Here is a 16,068-nt window from a genome sequence, read left to right on the forward strand (position 1 = left end):
TTGGAATGAAGCAATCTGTTAATAATCAGAAACTTATAATTGAGCTCAGATTGTTTAGCCCTGCTTAAATGAGTTCAGAAACTCATCATCATTTACTAATCCGGAGTGACGCTTTCGCTAAACACTCCGGACAGTGGAGGAGGCCAACAATAAGAAAGCCAGTGTTGAAATCAATTAGCTGGAAAAATCTGTCATTGGCAGGAGATCTGGTGAGACAGCCTTATGCAAATTTAACCATATGCTAACGTTCCTGTTCAGTTTGTTTTTTTAAATGAGATATGATTACTGTTCGTTTATCTATAGCATCTTGCTTTAACCCGTACAGGAGAATGTCTCCATTACCCGTAATCAGTGCTGGTCGGCTGTGCGGGTCAGTATTGTAATTAAATAAATAGGTGAATCTCCGGTTCCCCTTCTTATCTAACTCAAAAACAATATTCTGAACAGGGCCATTTTCAGAGAACTGGACATTCCCTGTAAAGAGATAATATCCGTCTTCGGTTTCAAGCGCATCTCCAGTGACCACGTCAATAGGGCCTTTAATGATTTTTTGCCATTGTATTTTCCCGTTTTTGTCGAACTTGATAATACGAAAATAGGGTTTTAATGGTGCTTCATAAGGAAACTTACAATCAATAGTATAAAATAGAAAGCCTCTGTCCTTTAATGCTATAACCGGTCCGTCACATTGCGTATTAAGCTGTTTCTGCCAAATAATATCCCCTTTTGCGTTTGCTTTAAGTAGTTGTGTAATCGGCCTTTCGTTGCGTGATGTTGCCGCTGTGATTAAAAAATTGCCATCAGAAGTTCGTAATAATGATGTCGGATTACAATACTCTGGGGTTATGAAATCCTTTTCTGCAATAAGTCTTACTTCAGGCGAGAACCTGAACATGGATAATCCCATACCTTTATCATCTTTTCGCATGGGCTTCCTGTTATCAGATACTAAGAATAGTTCTCCGTTATGTGTAGTATCTATCAGGCTATTACCCCTGGGAAATTTGGAAACAGTTAACTCCTCGGAGTGGATAAGCTGCCACTGCAGATTGTATTTTTCCAGATAGTCGACGGTTGGCGAGTGAAGTGTGTTACGGTCGGTTGTGACCGCATAATAGCCATTCTTTACCTTGATGTAGTCTATAATATCATGATTAAACCGTACAGCTTTAGTCGTTAGCGTATCACCCAAAGGAGAAAAAGTGATAAATTTTGTTATTCCATATACTTGTTCAGTATTTAATCCCAGTAACGGATAAATACGAGCCAAAAATTCTACATTACCATCCTGTGTTTTTTTATGCCGGAATAATTGGATATCCCGGCCGAAAGATAATGGCTTTACTGTTGTAACGGAATATGTTGGTTCTACACTGGTGATATGTGTACTCTGGTGGCAAGCTATGGTTAGTGATAAGAGAAGTAAGAATAATGGTTTCATTGTATTTAAGTATAAAATTCCTTAGTGCTTTTGGTATAAAACGCTAAGGAATCATAATAAACTTGTATGTAAATATAATAATGTTTATAAAGGTTTACTTTTTCTGACTTGCGCTAAAATATAAGGATACATATCGTTACGGATTGTACGTTTCAATACTTTTCAGCTATTGTTGTGACAGTGAAACGAGACAATAGATACAAATTATAATAATAAGAACATTCTATAAAAATGCAGCCCTTACGCCAAAATATACATTCCGGAGTGGCGCTGCATTATAATAACGGTTGCCTACAGCATTGAGGTCGTTGCCCAGGCTATACTGCATATTAAGCAGGTTGTCTATTCCACCATAAATTTCATAGCTCGTTTTGCGGTGAATGGCGCTTCGCCAGCCAGCCTTTAACTGTACCAGGTGGTAAGCGCTTGCAGTTGCTGTGTTGGCATCGTTAAGCGGGAGAGAGGAGGTATAGTTATGCTGTACAAACAGGTAAATACTCAATGGAAAATGGGTTTCTATACTATTTATTATGCGATTTTGAGGAACTCCGGTAAGCTTATTTCCTGAGTAGTTTGCTGTTCCGGCAATGTAGTCCCTGAACATGAAGTGGCTGAATGTATAGTCGTTACAAAGTTGTAAGCTGCGTATAAATCCTTTTTTTGCCGGGTGTTTGATCCAGGCAATAAGTTGCGATTCAATACCGGATTGATCAGTACCGCCGGCGTTGATATAGTAATCTTCCTCGTCAGCGTTTACCCGGCGAACAATGGCCTGATTTAAGCGGTAATAGAAGGTCGTAATATCCAGTCGTACAAAGTCCTTGTTGTCACTAAACCGGATGCCAGCCTCATAATTCCAGCCGGTTTCGGCCTGCAATGCGGTATTGATAATGTTGTTTGTTCCCCGAACTTCGTCTGTAGTGGGCGAGCTATATCCCCGGCTCACCGAGGCCCGAACGGCAAAGTTGGAAGTAGCCTGATATGAGGCTGCAAAACGGGGCATCCATTCAGCATCGAACGATTTTTTTTGCCACGGAATGTCCTGCGGGTATAATCCACGGTATTTATAGCCAAAAAAATTCAGGCTTGTAGCCAGCTCGATCATCAGCTTTCTGCTGATATCGATGTTCAGGTGGGTAAATACAAAATCCTGCGAAGTACGGATCTTATCAAACTTCTGGGGAGCGGCTTTCCGGCCGGCATCATTATCGTAATTGTTGATATGGGATGAGGTTATCGATCCTTCAACGCCTGTATTCCATTGCCAGTGTACATGATTCCACTGATTTTTAAGCTCGAAAAAACTGCGTATGCCAATGGTATTCTCCTTCCGTTGCTCGTAATTGGTGATAAACGGATTGCTGAATGCGGTATTCATCCCGTAAAGGGACACTAAAAAGCGTGTATGTGTCGAAAGAATATTTTCGTTGGTAATACCGCCAAAAAAAGACCGATTAACAATGCCGGCCTGTTGCTCAGCAGCACCTGGCAGACTACTGGTGGCAGGGCGGGCCATGCGGGGCGATGACAGGTATTGCTCTTGGGTGAGTCCGCCCGGAGTTTGGTATGCCAGATCGGTATATAAAGCCAGCAAGCGTAACGTGCCTGATGGAGCATACCGGTATTGCTGGCTTGTGCTGATGGATTTCCGGTTCAGGGCGCTGTTCTGACGGTAACCATCTGCCCGCTGAAACGCTTCATTGATGCTAAACTGATAACGTTTGCCGGGTTGGTTATAGCCGGCATATTGCTGGAACAGGCCATACGAGCCTGCATTTATACCTGCTTTGATCCGGGATGAATCTTCGCCGGCAGGAAGCGTATGCACTAAAACAACACCTTCTGAGTTGGCTCCGAACAAACCGGCTTGCGGACCTTTAAGTATCTCTGCCCGGTTTACCGATGAAGGATCGAAAAGATTCAGGTAGCTGTTTCCTCCGGCGTCCGTAAGCGGAAAATCGTCAACATAAATTTTTACATTCCTGATGCCGAACGGTGAGCGTAGTAAGCTACCCCGGATGGATAGCCGGTAGCTGCCCGGTGAACGCTCCTCCATGGATACGCCCGGAACAGTATTGAACGCATGTACCAATGATGTTGGTGGCTGGTTATTAAGCTGCTGCGCTGTTACCAGGCCAATAGTGCCGGTAGTGCGCATAACGGGTTGCTTGCTGAAATAAGCGTTTACAGTAACCGTATCCAGGTGGGCAATGGTATCGTTGAGTTGTTTTGCTACGCTAAGATAAGTGGCTGTGCATATCAGAAAACCGGTAATGAATAAACGCATGGATTGTTAATCGGGTTGAAAACAAAGGTCGGTTATTCTGTAAAATAAAAAAAGGATGACCAGGCGGCCATCCTTCGGAGTTTTAAGATAGGGGTTGATTTATAGTTCTTCGTCGTGTTGTGTAGTGTCCAGACCAAGCGTTTCCTCTTCCGGGGTAACACGCAACGGGCTGATCATATCGGTAACTTTTAATAGAATAAATGCACCTGCAAACGCAAATATGGAAACACCGATCAAGGCTGCAATGTGCACCAGGAACAGGTGCGATTCACCATAATATAAGCCGTTACCGCCGATAGCGCTGTTTACATTCTTGGTGGCAAAAAAGCCGGTTAACAACATACCTACCATACCGCCAACGCCGTGGCAGGGGAATACGTCTAAGGTATCGTCTATATTAGTGCCTGCTCTCCAGGTAGCAACCAGGTTGCTGATCACAGCGGCGATAACGCCTACGGCCAATGAATGTGGTACGGTAACAAAACCGGCAGCCGGAGTAATAGCTACCAGGCCAACTACAGCACCGATACAGGCGCCTAAAGCAGATGGTTTTTTACCTCTTAGCATATCAAAAAATACCCAGGCCATTGCAGCAGCAGCAGATGCTGTTGTGGTAGTTGCAAGCGCTGTTGCGGCTAATGTTCCGGCACCACCGGCAGAACCGGCATTGAAACCGAACCAGCCGAACCATAATAAGCCGGTTCCTAAGATCACGTAGCTGATGCGGGCAGGCGCATGTCCTGGCTCATTACGTTTTTTGAGGTAAATGGCAGAGGCGAGAGCAGCCCATCCTGCAGACATGTGTACAACGGTACCGCCTGCAAAGTCTAATACGCCGGCTTTAGCCATTAACCCATCCGGATGCCAGGTGGCATGTGCCAGAGGTGCATAGATAAATATAAGGAACAGTGTGATGAAAATAAGATAGGAGTTAAAGCGGATACGTTCTGCAAATGCCCCGGTGATCAGTGCCGGTGTAATAACCGCGAACTTTAGCTGGAACATGGCAAAAAGTACAATGGGAACAGTAGGCATCAATGACCAGGTTGCATTGCCCAGCATGCCTTTCATCATAAAGAATGTGGATGGATTGCCGATAACGCCGCCAATGTCTTCACCAAAGGCCAGGCTGAAGCCAAATATTACCCAGATCACGGTAATGAGCCCCATACACACAAAGCTTTGCAACATGGTAGAGATAACGTTCTTTTTGCGAACCATACCCCCATAGAAGAAAGCCAGACCGGGGGTCATTAACAGAACCAGAGCTGTAGATACTAACAGCCATGCGGTGTCGCCGGTATCAATTGTTGAATCTTTTACTTCAACAAGATCTACCGAAGGAAAAACAAATGCCAGGATTACTGCTACAAATAAAAGCAGAAAAGGTAAGATTTTTTTCATTGTTAAGTTAAATTAAGGTTTGATGAAATAGATTTTTAGTGAATGTTTGATTTTTTACTGTGATTTTTAATATTTCTGTTTCATTTTTTTAATTGTTTGTAGTTTTTGTTGATAAATTATATATAAATCGTTGTTTTTATTATATCTTCTGTAAAAATTGAATTTTAATATTTAAAAAACAAATTTTTTTGGTGTTTTATTTGAATTTTTATCAAAAATGTGAATTATTGTATGATTTTTTAGGAATATGTATGGGTTTTAAACAGAAAAAGCGACCAAGTGGTCGCTTTTTCTGTTGCTATATTGCAAATTTGTTTAAATTTTGGTGAGATATTCGGTGTTTGCTTTTACGAAACTGTTAACAGCAAAGTCTTCATCCAGAAATTTGGATGAATAAGTAGTGTCCGGGCCGTTGATATATAAGCATGAGCCTCCTTTTATGGTATTAATAATTGCAGCTGTAAACTCAAAAGGTAGGGCAGGACAACCAAAGCTGCGCCCTAAACGGCCATGCCGGTTAATAAATTGCTGGCTAACATAATCGGCTCCATGTACAACAATAGAACGGTTTCGGGCATTGCTGTTAATTCCCTGGTCCAGGCCATTTAAATGCAGCGACATGCCGTGCTTGCCGGTATATATATCGTCTGTAATATAAAAGCCGAGGCTACTCTGGTGCGATTCTGCATTATTAGAGAAACGGGTAGCCATATTGTCGCCACTGCCTTGCCCGTGGGCTACTAATGTATTGTATAGTACTTTCTGGTTAACCAGATCAATAACCCAGAGGCGTTTTACCGAGCTTGGCAACGAAAAGTCTATAACGGTTAAGATGTTTTTATTGCCAACCGGCTGCATATTGTAATAACCGGTCAATGCTTTTTTAAATACATTAAAGTTCAGCTTTCCTGATAATCCGGATGTGGTATATATGCTTTCTGCATATTGTTCAAACCGGACTGCGTTGTTGTTAACCGAGGCTTTAGCGATGATGGGTTTTGTACTGATTTTGTTTTCGTTGGTAGCGGCTTTCCAGCTCAGGCTGCTAATGGTTAGTAAAAAAGCCAGGACAAATATGCCCTTCACTGAATTTTTTCTCATAGTTTTTCTTCCCCCTCTTATCTTAAACGCTTTGTTGAAAAAATAGTATGTTTTAGGAACTTCTACAAAGATACGTATAATTTTATTGAAAATATCTTATTTGTGTCATATTTAATTTAATAATATAAAATGTTTCTTTTAAAGACTTTCGAAAGAGTAATCCTGTGCAACCCAGAATTCCAGGGCTTTCGGCAGAGCATATTCTAAGCGTGGAAACGCTTTCAGGCTATCGTGAAAAACCACGATGGAGCCGCTGGTTGTGTGGCGGGTTACGTTTTTGAGGCAGTTTTCAGGGAGCAAACTGGTATCAAAATCTCCACTCAATACATCCCACATGATGATATCTAAACCGGGTTTTAGAGCTTTCAGGGCTTTAACCTGGCTGCGTTTTATTCTTCCGTAAGGCGGCCTGAACAGATGAGAATGTATTAATTCATCGCATTTAAGCATGTTTTCTGTATACACTTCATCCGGTGTATCCCATCCTTTTAAATGATTATAGGTATGATTGCCAATTGCATGACCATCGGCCTGCACGGCCTCAAAAATAGATGGATGTTTGCGGATATTATCGCCAATGCAAAAAAAAGTGGCCTTGGCATTGAATTTTTTTAATGTATTTAATACAAAAGGTGTAACATCCGGTATGGGGCCATCGTCAAATGTAAGATATATTTTTTTTTCAGTCCGGCTTTTGTGCCAGGTAAGTTTATTATAATACCATTTAAGCAGGGTTGGGGTTTTAACGAGATACATGCCTTTAAAAGTAGAAAGTAAAAAGTTAAAGTCAAAAGTTGGGGAAAGGTGCAGTCCCAACCATTCGGGATTAAAAGTAAAAACTGGAGAATTTAAAAATGCGTATAGCATAGTTTTGTATGAGGAAAAAGCGTATAATGAAGCAGATTACTAATAATTGTTAATTTAGGGTACGTTAAATATGAGGTCAAATCTTTTTTATTCACTAAGTGCTTTTGTTCCGGTTATTATATGCTGTTCCGGTTTGTATGCCCAGGAAAAGATCACTATTCAGCAGGCGGTGGATATTGCCCTGAAAAACAATTTGCAGGTAAAGCAAATTGCGCTGAACGAATCGTTATCTGATGTGAACGTAAAGCAGTCAAAGTTAGCGCTGTACCCTACGCTAAATGCAAACAGCAGCTTGAATTTTAACTTCGGTCGTAACGTTGATCCAACAACGTATCAATTTGTAAACCAAGCTATTACTACGGCGGCTGGCGGCTTGTCAAGCGATGTTACGCTGTTTCAGGGATTACAGAAAATGAATCAGATATCGCAAAATAAATACCAGTTAGAGGCCGATAAAAGTAGTACTAAAAAGGCAAAGAATGATCTGGTGCTGAACGTGGTAACCGTTTACCTGCAAATACTGAATAATCGCGATTTGCTACGGGCGGCACAGCAGCAACTGGATTTATCCAGGCAGCAGCTTGACCGTACGCAGAAGCTGTTTGATGTGGGAAATAATACACAGGCCGATTTATCGCAGGCAAAAGCGCAGGTTGCTTCGGCAGAATTAAACGTAACCAACACGCAAAACCAGTTTGATATTGCCATGCTGGATTTATCGCAGCTGATGGAACGTAATCCCGACGATAAGTTCGAGATTGTAGACCCGGTTATCGATGTGATCGGGCAACTGAATACCGGTTATGCCGCTTCACAGATTTATAATGAGTCGGTTGATAATTATCCGGATGTTAAGGTGGCGCAATATAACCGGCTGGTAGCGGCAAAAGGAGTTGATATTGCGAAAGGTGGTTTGTATCCTCGGCTAACATTGGGCGCCAATCTGCGAAGCCAGTATTCCAATAAAGCTATGTCGCCGCTGGGCCTGGATAAGTATCCGTTTAACGACCAGATCAGGGATAACTTTTATCAATCGGTTGGCTTTAACTTAGATATCCCGATTTTTAACGGCTGGTATTCACGGTTAAACGTTCGTAAAGCAAAAATATCTTTACAAAATGCCGAAATTGCCGAGCAGCTTGCAAAAAATAATTACAACAAGGTGATTAACCAGGCCGTACTTGACCTTCGTGCCGCCGAAAAGAAATATTATTCAACCGTTAGCGCCTATCAATCTACAAAAGAAGCATTTAACGTTATTGAAAAGCGCTATAATGTAGGATTGGTAAATTCATTGGATTTCAATCAATCGCAAACAGATTTGAATACTGCTGAGTTTAATATGATACAGGCCAAATACGACCTCATCTTCCGCAGTAAAGTAATTGATTTTTATTTGGGTAAGCCCATTACGTTTTAAGTTAAAAAGTTGAAAGTAGAAAGTTGGATGCAGGGAAACCCGATTGTTTGAGGGCAAAAGTTGAGCGAAGTACAATTTCGACCGTTCAGGATTAAACGTCAAAAACATATATACATGGCAAAGAAAAACAATACCTTAAAATATGTACTCATAACCGCAGTAGTATTACTTATTATAGCTGTAGTAGGTAACAAACTAGGCTGGTTTGGTAATGGCAAAAAGGTGCAGGTAGCTACCGAGAAGGCCGAGACCCGTACCATTATTGAAACCGTGTCGGCAAGCGGCAAAATAGAGCCCGAAGTAGAAGTGAAGCTAAGCTCTGAGGTGTCGGGCGAGATTGTTGAGCTGCTGGTTAAAGAAGGTGATGTGGTTAAAAAGGGACAGCTATTGTGTAAAATCCGTCCGGATGTATTACAGTCGGGTTATAATCGTGCAGAAGCATCGTTAAACAGTCAGAAGGCCGCACTGGCAAATTCAGAGCAATTGTTGAAACAAGCCGAAGCCAATTATAAAAATACGGAGGCCCATTACAAGCGTAGTACCGAATTATATAAGCAGAAGGTATTATCAGCATCTGAATTTGATGCGGCGCAAGCCGAATATCAGGCTGCCAAAGCGAACATTGAGGCGCTGCGGCAAAATGTTATCGGGTCACGTTACGGCGTGGAGCAATCTGCTGCTGCTGTAAAAGAAGCCGGCGACAACCTGGCAAAAACCACCATATTTGCTCCTGTTGACGGTGTGATTTCGGCTCTGGAGGTTGAGCTCGGTGAGCGGGTGGTAGGTACGGCGCAGATGGCAGGTACCGAAATTATGCGTATTGCCAATATGAATACCATGCAGGCCAGTGTTGATGTGAATGAAAGCGATATTAATCGCGTAAGCATTAACGATTCTGCCGAAATTGAGATTGACGCTTTTCGCAATAAAAAATTTAAAGGTATTGTTACCGAGATTGCCAGCTCGGCCAGTGTAACCGGAACCAGCGCCGACCAGGTGACCAACTTCACGGTCAAGGTGCGTATTCTGCCCGAATCATACCAGGCGCTGGTTAAAAAGGATGCGACCAATCCATCGCCGTTCCGCCCGGGTTTATCGGCAACGGTAGATATTCAAACCAATAAGGTGACCGCTCTCTCCGTTCCCATTCAAGCTGTTACTACCCGTGATGAGCAGAAGAAAACAGATAAGCCTGACACTGGTCAGAAAGAAGAAGCCAAAAAGGAGCATACAGCGACGCGATTCGTGGTATTCGCATACCAGAAGGATGGCAAAGTAAAGCAGATCCCGGTAACTACCGGTATTCAGGATGATACGTATATCCAAGTCTTATCCGGGTTGAACGCTGGGGATGAAGTTGTAGCTCATCCGTTTACGGCGATTACTACTACGCTGAAAGATGGTATGGCTGTAGAAAAAGTAAGTAAAGACAAACTTTTTGCTGCGGATAAAAAATAGCTGAAGGTGGCGGATGGTTCATGGTTCTTTAAAAATTGACAGTTGACAATGGAGAGTTGACAATGTCTGCATAGTTCATAGCCTTTTAGTCCACAAGTTGAGAAAATCCGAAAGCGTTTTAAGCAGAAAGCTACTACACAATACCCTACACTCAATACCAGAAAGAGTTGAAGTGCCGAATAACGAACAAATGTTTAGATTTGTGACGTATAGCGCATTTAACTATGGCATTCAGGAAACCCGAAGCATACATTGTCGAGATAAAAACTATTCTGGCACAGGCAAGGCAGAAAGCGTATCAGGCAGTGAACGCGGCTATGGTAGAAGCTTACTGGCTCATCGGTAAACGTATTGTAGAAGAAGAACAACACGGAAAAGAACGGGCCGGGCATGGTGAAGCCCTGTTAAAAAAGCTCTCTGTTGCCCTTACCGGGGAATTTGGCAAGGGATTTTCTTATGCTAACCTGCGTAATTTCAGGCAATTTTATCTTACTTATCCTGATATCGGGATTTGCTACACACTGTGTAGCAAATTGAGTTGGACGTATCATCGTTTGATTTTGAAGCAGCTAAACAAGAGGTAAGTGATCAAAACACCAAACAAAAGAGTAACGTACACTTAATGAAATTTTCAATCAATAAAATTGCTGTAATTGGGGGTGGAAGCTGGGCTACCGCGATTATCAAAATGCTGACGGACAATACGCAGCCTAAAGAAATATTCTGGTGGATACGTAACCGTGATACCGCAAACCACGTTCGCAGCTTTAAACATAATCCGCAGTATTTAAGTTCGATAGAAATTAAAGTACCTGCCGAAAATATCGGTACAAACCTGAAATCGTTGGTAAAGCAGGCTGATACCATTTTGCTCAATGTGCCGGCGGCCTTTTTAAAAGAAGCATTAAAAAATGTTTCGGCTGAGGATTTCAAGGATAAAAAAATCATATCGGCAATAAAAGGCATTGTTCCCGATGAGAATATGATCATTGCCGAATTTCTGAACCAGAAATACGATGTTCCGCTTACCGATATTGTGGTTATCAGTGGTCCCTGCCATGCTGAAGAAGTGGCGCTTGAAAAGTTATCATATCTCACCATCGCTTCCGCGGATGTTCAGCTGGCTTCTGATTTTGCTTCGCTGATACAGACGCGGTATATTAAAACCAGCATTTCTGATGATATTTATGGAACCGAATATGGAGCTGTTCTGAAAAATATCTATGCCATAGCCAGTGGTATTTGTCACGGGGTAGGTTACGGGGATAATTTTCAGGCCGTGCTTATCTCGAATGCCATCCGTGAGATGGAACGTTTTGTGGCTGCTGTTCATCCTATAAACCGTGATATTAAGGAACCTGCATACCTCGGTGATTTACTGGTTACCGCGTACTCACAATTCAGCCGTAACCGGACATTTGGAAATATGATAGGTAAAGGATATACGGTACGTTCGGCACAACTGGAAATGAATATGATTGCCGAGGGATATTATGCAGCTAATTGCCTGCAGCAAATTAATAAGGCATACCAGGTAGATATGCCGATATGCCAGGCCGTTTATGCTGTACTGTATGAAAAAAGATCGCCTTTGATAGAAATGAAACTACTGGCCGATAAGCTGAACTGATTTTACATTTTCAAAACCACTCACTTTTTACGGTGTTATTCATGAAAACCAAAGACATTATGAAAACATCGTCATTACTAACCATAGCAGCTGGTGCTGCAGCGTTAGGCGCCGCCTGGTACTTCAATCGTAAAGAAACCATGCGTATGGGGCAAAAGCTTGCTGATGAAGCACGCGACATGGGTAAGCGTACCGCCCGTTATGCCCGCCGGTTAAAAAATAAATTGCTGCATCATATTACAGGGCCTAACGGCGAAGCGGTTTATACCGATATGTATGACCGCATGTTCTACGAAGATGAGGCCGGCAGAAGGATATATATGCAACCTGAATCTGTTTAAACTCAACTTGTGATTGCATCTTACCATTAAAAAAACATAAGAACAATGAAAGCGATATGGAAAATAGCTGCTATAGCTGTGTGTATGGCTGTAGCTACCGGAGCTTCGGCTCAGGATAAGAAAAAAGACACCGTTAAAATAGGCGAAGGAATTGACCGGGCCGCTAAAAAGGTTGGGCATAAAACGGCGGAGGTTGCCAGTAAGGGCGCCGCAAAGATTGTGGATAAAACGTATAAAGACAAGGTTGGTCCTCAGGGACAAACCATTTACATAGACAGTCACTCCAAATATTATTGGATTAATAAAAAAGGAGAGAAGGTGTATGTTACTAAAGCTCAACTGAAAGATGCGCCTAAAGAGTAAACATTAAATTACATATCTTATATAAAGAGAAAAAGCTACCTAAAACGGGTAGCTTTTTCTTTATATAGAATTTGGGTAACCACTTTTACCACTTTTTTCTGCGGTCGCCGCCACGGTTACCTTCGTGCCGTTCATCGCGGCGCTTTCCTGAAAAATCGCGAAAACCGCCAGTAGAGTTGCTGCGCCGTTCCCTGCGTTCGCGGAAAGAACCTCCGGTGCTGCGTTCCCTGCCACCACCACGGCTTTCGCCACGGTCGCCAGCCAGTTCGATACGTACATTTCGGCCCTGAAAGTCTACCGATTTAAAGCCTTGCTGAACCTGGTCGACTACATTATTCTCCACTTCAAAGAAGGTATACACACCTTTCAGGTCTATTTTCCCAACGGCTTTTCCGCTAATGCGGGCGTTGCTGCAAATAAATCCGAGCATATCGCCACGGGTAAAATCATCTACAGAGCCCAGGTTAATGAACAGGCGGGTATAATTGCCCCGGGAAGAAGTACGGTCATACCGGTCGCCACGACCACGGTCGCTGCTGCGCTCTTCGTAAGCCGGAGCATTCAGGTCTGGCGCATCCTTATAATAATCCAGGAACCGGTTAAATTCCAACGATGCAAAGCGCTTGATCACATCTTCCTTGCTCAGGTCTTTAAACTCGTCCATAATGCGGGGAATGTATTGCTCGATCTGATCTTCGTTAACCGTTACACTATGTACTTTGTGTATCAGGCCGAAAAGTTGTTTTTCGCACACATCAAAGCCGGTAGGGATCTCGGCCTTGGTAAACTGTTTGCCGATCACACGCTCTATCTGGCGTATTTTGCCTAACTCCTTTGAGTTAATAATGGCAATAGAAACACCGGTTTTACCCGCACGTGCGGTTCGTCCGCTGCGGTGCGTATAGTTTTCTATCTCATCGGGCAGCGAATAGTTGATTACGTGGGTAACATCGTTTACATCAATACCACGTGCGGCAACATCGGTAGCAATTAACAGTTGCAGGCTTCTGTCGCGGTAACGCTTCATTACCTTGTCACGCTGCTGCTGCGATAAATCGCCATGCAAGGCATCAGCATTATAACCGTCTTTGATAAGCGCTTCGGCAATTTCTTGCGTTTCTATTTTGGTACGGCAAAATACGATACCAAAAATTTCGGGATTAAAATCAACGATCCGTTTAAACGCTGCATATTTATCGCGGGCACGCACCACATAATACTCATGGTCAATGTTGGCATTACCGGTATTTTTGGTGCCCATGGTCAGCTCATGCGGATCGGTCATGTATTTCTTGGCGATGCGACGAACTTCACTTGGCATGGTTGCCGAAAACAGCCATGTTTTTTTATCCTCCGGAGTGGTGGATAATATGCTGTCGATGTCTTCCTGGAAGCCCATATTGAGCATTTCGTCGGCTTCGTCGAGCACTACGTAACGTACTGCCGAAAAATCAATAGCCTTGCGGTTGATAATGTCCAGCATACGGCCGGGGGTTGCAACTACAATCTGCACGCCGCGTTTAATCTGGCGAAGCTGATCTGAGATGCTGGCGCCCCCGTAAACGGCAACAATATGCACGTTACTGAGGTTTTTTGCGTAGTTTTTGATGTCGTTCGCGATTTGTAAGCACAATTCGCGGGTGGGGCACAAGACAAGTGCCTGGGGATGATTTTCTGAGAAATCAAGTAATTCTAACAAAGGAAGACCAAATGCTGCGGTTTTTCCTGTGCCGGTTTGAGCTAATCCGACAAAATCGTTGCTGCCTGAAAGTAATACCGGGATGGCTTGTTCCTGGATAGGCGTGGGATTCTCAAATCCCAGCTCGGTAATGGCATTAACAATATCATGACGGATACCCAACGTACTAAATGGGTTCATGATAACATATAATGCTTTCGCGTCATTGCGAAAGCGCCGCAAAGATACGCTTTTTTTGCTGATGTGAAAGCCCACCCCAACCCTCCCAAAGGGAGGGGTAGGACAATACTCTTTGTTTTGTCTCTTGCTTCTACAGTCTTATCTCTGGAATGTCACTGCTTAAACTATGAACCATACAGGTATTGTTCACTATCAACTATCCATTGTCCACTATTAAAGTTACTTCTACCTTTATCTACTCACAAAACGGGCGCTGCTGTGCAATCCCGGGCCGGTTAATGTAGCAATGTAGATATTTTTAGAAAGTAAAGCAGGAACAGTTAACGTATTGTACCCTTTTGTTAAAGCTACCGAAGCGTTTGCAATGGCATGACCGCTTATATCTGTAATTTGTACCGTGGCCGGCCCTTCTGTATGGGCATACACAAACAGGTTTACCTTTTGCTGTGATGCATCGGCATATACGTTGAGGTGTTCGTCGGTCAGGCCCATATCAGCATACGCATCGGCAAGAATTTTTTCATTCCCGTTTTGGTCTACCTGTTTTAAACGGTAATAGTTTAACCCATTTTGCGGATTGAAATCGGTGAATGTGTATGTTGAATATTCTGTTGTTGTGCCTTTACCTGTTACCCTGGCAATGCTGCTGAAATTGCTGCCATCCTGCGAACGTAAGATGTCAAAATAAGCATTATCCTGCTCGGATGCGGTTTGCCAGTTTAGCAGAGCGGTTGTGCCTTGTTTTTTAGCGGTGAAGGATGTTAGGGTGACGGGGAGGGTGGAAGTTACTCCATTAATGGTAATATTATTAATACGGAAGTTCCCACCTGAAGATGATGCATTGTATCCCCATATTCTAAATGTTATAGTACCACTAATAGCTGTTGTTGGAAGATTAGTTAAGGTAAAAGTAGTTAAAGATGATGTGTTGTCGTTACTAAAATCTCCTGCCTCACTTGAAGTGGAAAAACCATTCTGGCTATATTGAACTTTTAAAGCTGTCGGCCCTGCATTTGTTCGTCCAGCATCAAAAGTAACGGAAGATAATAGCATCTGTTTTCCTGAATTGGTAGTTATACTAAATTCGCAATATTTGCTGGAACTGCTAAAAGTAGCACTTGTTGGCCATCCACTCGCATAAACAGATGATGGCGAGGATAAGTATGTGACATTGCCGGCACTGAAAATTAAACTACTATTTGTTACATCACCGGAAGATGTTGTAGCGGTAGTTGTTTCACTTGTGAAATTCCATTGACCTAATATGTCTGCTTTGGATACTGAAGCAGATAATACTTCCATAAGAAATAAAGATAATGCGAATAGTAAAGCTTTTTTCATAACGTTTTGATTTGATTGAAGTTAAAAGTAATGAAACGTATTGATAAATAGCAATATTACTGTCTGGCTGTTGAAAAAAAGTGGTTCATGTTAGTTTTTTGCTGTTAGGGGAGTTTGGTATTGAGTATTGAAGCCCACCCCGACCCTCCCTAAGGGAGGGAGTTTGGTAGTGCTCCTTGTCTTGTTTCTTCTGTTATAGTTTTTGGCTTTTAGCCTTTTGCTTTTGGCTCTCTTTCAACTCATGAACCATACAGATATTGTCCATTGTCAACTGCCCATTATCAACTCTCACTTGTCCACTGTCCATTGTCCACTGTCAATTATTAAAGATTGTTTCCGGTCTTTTCTGACTTTCCCGACTTACGGACTACAAGCTATGAACTATAAGCCATTTTTAACATTTATTAACATTTCAACCCCTTCCGGATTTTAGTTGCATTTATAAATTTGCGGTGTTCAAAACCATTACCGGAAAATTTAGAGGGGGGAAACGTACAGCAGTGATGAGTATCATTCGCGGTAATGTTTGTTAGGGT

The 16,068-nt window shown here is 42.7% G+C and carries 13 protein-coding genes; 6 read left to right on the forward strand and 7 right to left on the reverse strand.

From position 1 onward, the window contains the following. Positions 1-241: 241 nt before the first annotated feature. The 5 genes from FW774_RS19095 to FW774_RS19115 form a co-directional block, all read right to left on the reverse strand. Entirely contained in the window at positions 242-1,441 is a 1,200-nt protein-coding gene (locus FW774_RS19095) for a hypothetical protein (RefSeq protein WP_149349947.1), read from the reverse strand. A 223-nt stretch (positions 1,442-1,664) separates the two neighbouring features. Beyond that, complete coding sequence (locus FW774_RS19100) at positions 1,665-3,728, reverse strand: TonB-dependent receptor (protein WP_242457884.1); 2,064 nt, start codon at positions 3,726-3,728, stop codon at positions 1,665-1,667. A gap of 99 nt (positions 3,729-3,827) precedes the next feature. Beyond that, entirely contained in the window at positions 3,828-5,132 is a 1,305-nt protein-coding gene (locus tag FW774_RS19105) for an ammonium transporter (protein WP_149349948.1), read from the reverse strand. Positions 5,133-5,447: 315 nt separating this feature from the next. Next, entirely contained in the window at positions 5,448-6,233 is a 786-nt protein-coding gene (locus FW774_RS19110; RefSeq protein ID WP_149349950.1) for a murein L,D-transpeptidase catalytic domain family protein, read from the reverse strand. Positions 6,234-6,371: 138 nt separating this feature from the next. After that, a complete protein-coding gene (locus FW774_RS19115) occupies positions 6,372-6,989 on the reverse strand; it encodes a polysaccharide deacetylase family protein (protein WP_149349952.1) in 618 nt (205 codons plus the stop codon). Between the two features lie 181 nt (positions 6,990-7,170). On the opposite strand from FW774_RS19115, the gene FW774_RS19120 reads away from it, so the two are divergent. The 6 genes from FW774_RS19120 to FW774_RS19145 all read left to right on the forward strand — a co-directional run bounded on the left by FW774_RS19120 (position 7,171) and on the right by FW774_RS19145 (position 12,312). Further along, the gene (locus FW774_RS19120) at positions 7,171-8,520 is read left to right on the forward strand and encodes a TolC family protein (RefSeq protein WP_187774964.1); all 1,350 of its coding nucleotides are present in this window, start codon (positions 7,171-7,173) and stop codon (positions 8,518-8,520) included. A gap of 114 nt (positions 8,521-8,634) precedes the next feature. After that, positions 8,635-9,978, forward strand: coding sequence for an efflux RND transporter periplasmic adaptor subunit (locus FW774_RS19125; RefSeq protein WP_149349954.1), 1,344 nt, complete (start codon positions 8,635-8,637; stop codon positions 9,976-9,978). Between the two features lie 224 nt (positions 9,979-10,202). Further along, complete coding sequence (locus FW774_RS19130; protein WP_149349956.1) at positions 10,203-10,562, forward strand: DUF1016 N-terminal domain-containing protein; 360 nt, start codon at positions 10,203-10,205, stop codon at positions 10,560-10,562. Positions 10,563-10,600: 38 nt separating this feature from the next. Then, positions 10,601-11,608 carry an NAD(P)H-dependent glycerol-3-phosphate dehydrogenase gene (locus FW774_RS19135; protein WP_149349958.1) on the forward strand — a complete coding sequence of 336 codons (1,008 nt, stop codon included), beginning with the start codon at positions 10,601-10,603 and terminating at the stop codon, positions 11,606-11,608. 41 nt (positions 11,609-11,649) lie between these two features. Continuing rightward, positions 11,650-11,949 carry a hypothetical protein gene (locus FW774_RS19140; RefSeq protein ID WP_149349960.1) on the forward strand — a complete coding sequence of 100 codons (300 nt, stop codon included), beginning with the start codon at positions 11,650-11,652 and terminating at the stop codon, positions 11,947-11,949. A 45-nt stretch (positions 11,950-11,994) separates the two neighbouring features. Continuing rightward, positions 11,995-12,312, forward strand: coding sequence for a hypothetical protein (locus FW774_RS19145; protein WP_149349962.1), 318 nt, complete (start codon positions 11,995-11,997; stop codon positions 12,310-12,312). A gap of 85 nt (positions 12,313-12,397) precedes the next feature. Here FW774_RS19145 and FW774_RS19150 read toward each other — a convergent pair whose 3' ends face one another. Both FW774_RS19150 and FW774_RS19155 read right to left on the reverse strand, forming a co-directional pair. Beyond that, complete coding sequence (locus FW774_RS19150; protein WP_149349964.1) at positions 12,398-14,191, reverse strand: DEAD/DEAH box helicase; 1,794 nt, start codon at positions 14,189-14,191, stop codon at positions 12,398-12,400. A gap of 231 nt (positions 14,192-14,422) precedes the next feature. Then, positions 14,423-15,532 (reverse strand): hypothetical protein, encoded by a 1,110-nt coding sequence (locus tag FW774_RS19155; protein WP_149349966.1) that lies wholly within the window; start codon positions 15,530-15,532, stop codon positions 14,423-14,425. Positions 15,533-16,068 lie beyond the last annotated feature (536 nt).

The organism is Pedobacter sp. BS3, assembly GCF_008274585.1.
In the GTDB taxonomy this organism is placed as follows: Bacteria; Bacteroidota; Bacteroidia; order Sphingobacteriales; family Sphingobacteriaceae; genus Hufsiella_A.

Excerpts from the sequence above, each read along its gene's own strand:
- FW774_RS19150 (WP_149349964.1), bottom strand. The coding sequence starts at position 14,191 with ATGAACCCATTTAGTACGTTGGGTATCCGTCATGATATTGTTAATGCC.
- FW774_RS19110 (WP_149349950.1), bottom strand. The coding sequence starts at position 6,233 with ATGAGAAAAAATTCAGTGAAGGGCATATTTGTCCTGGCTTTTTTACTA.
- FW774_RS19145 (WP_149349962.1), top strand. The coding sequence starts at position 11,995 with ATGAAAGCGATATGGAAAATAGCTGCTATAGCTGTGTGTATGGCTGTA.
- FW774_RS19140 (WP_149349960.1), top strand. The coding sequence starts at position 11,650 with ATGAAAACCAAAGACATTATGAAAACATCGTCATTACTAACCATAGCA.
- FW774_RS19100 (WP_242457884.1), bottom strand. The coding sequence starts at position 3,728 with ATGCGTTTATTCATTACCGGTTTTCTGATATGCACAGCCACTTATCTT.
- FW774_RS19125 (WP_149349954.1), top strand. The coding sequence starts at position 8,635 with ATGGCAAAGAAAAACAATACCTTAAAATATGTACTCATAACCGCAGTA.
- FW774_RS19105 (WP_149349948.1), bottom strand. The coding sequence starts at position 5,132 with ATGAAAAAAATCTTACCTTTTCTGCTTTTATTTGTAGCAGTAATCCTG.
- FW774_RS19155 (WP_149349966.1), bottom strand. The coding sequence starts at position 15,532 with ATGAAAAAAGCTTTACTATTCGCATTATCTTTATTTCTTATGGAAGTA.
- FW774_RS19120 (WP_187774964.1), top strand. The coding sequence starts at position 7,171 with ATGAGGTCAAATCTTTTTTATTCACTAAGTGCTTTTGTTCCGGTTATT.
- FW774_RS19135 (WP_149349958.1), top strand. The coding sequence starts at position 10,601 with ATGAAATTTTCAATCAATAAAATTGCTGTAATTGGGGGTGGAAGCTGG.
- FW774_RS19115 (WP_149349952.1), bottom strand. The coding sequence starts at position 6,989 with ATGTATCTCGTTAAAACCCCAACCCTGCTTAAATGGTATTATAATAAA.
- FW774_RS19095 (WP_149349947.1), bottom strand. The coding sequence starts at position 1,441 with ATGAAACCATTATTCTTACTTCTCTTATCACTAACCATAGCTTGCCAC.
- FW774_RS19130 (WP_149349956.1), top strand. The coding sequence starts at position 10,203 with ATGGCATTCAGGAAACCCGAAGCATACATTGTCGAGATAAAAACTATT.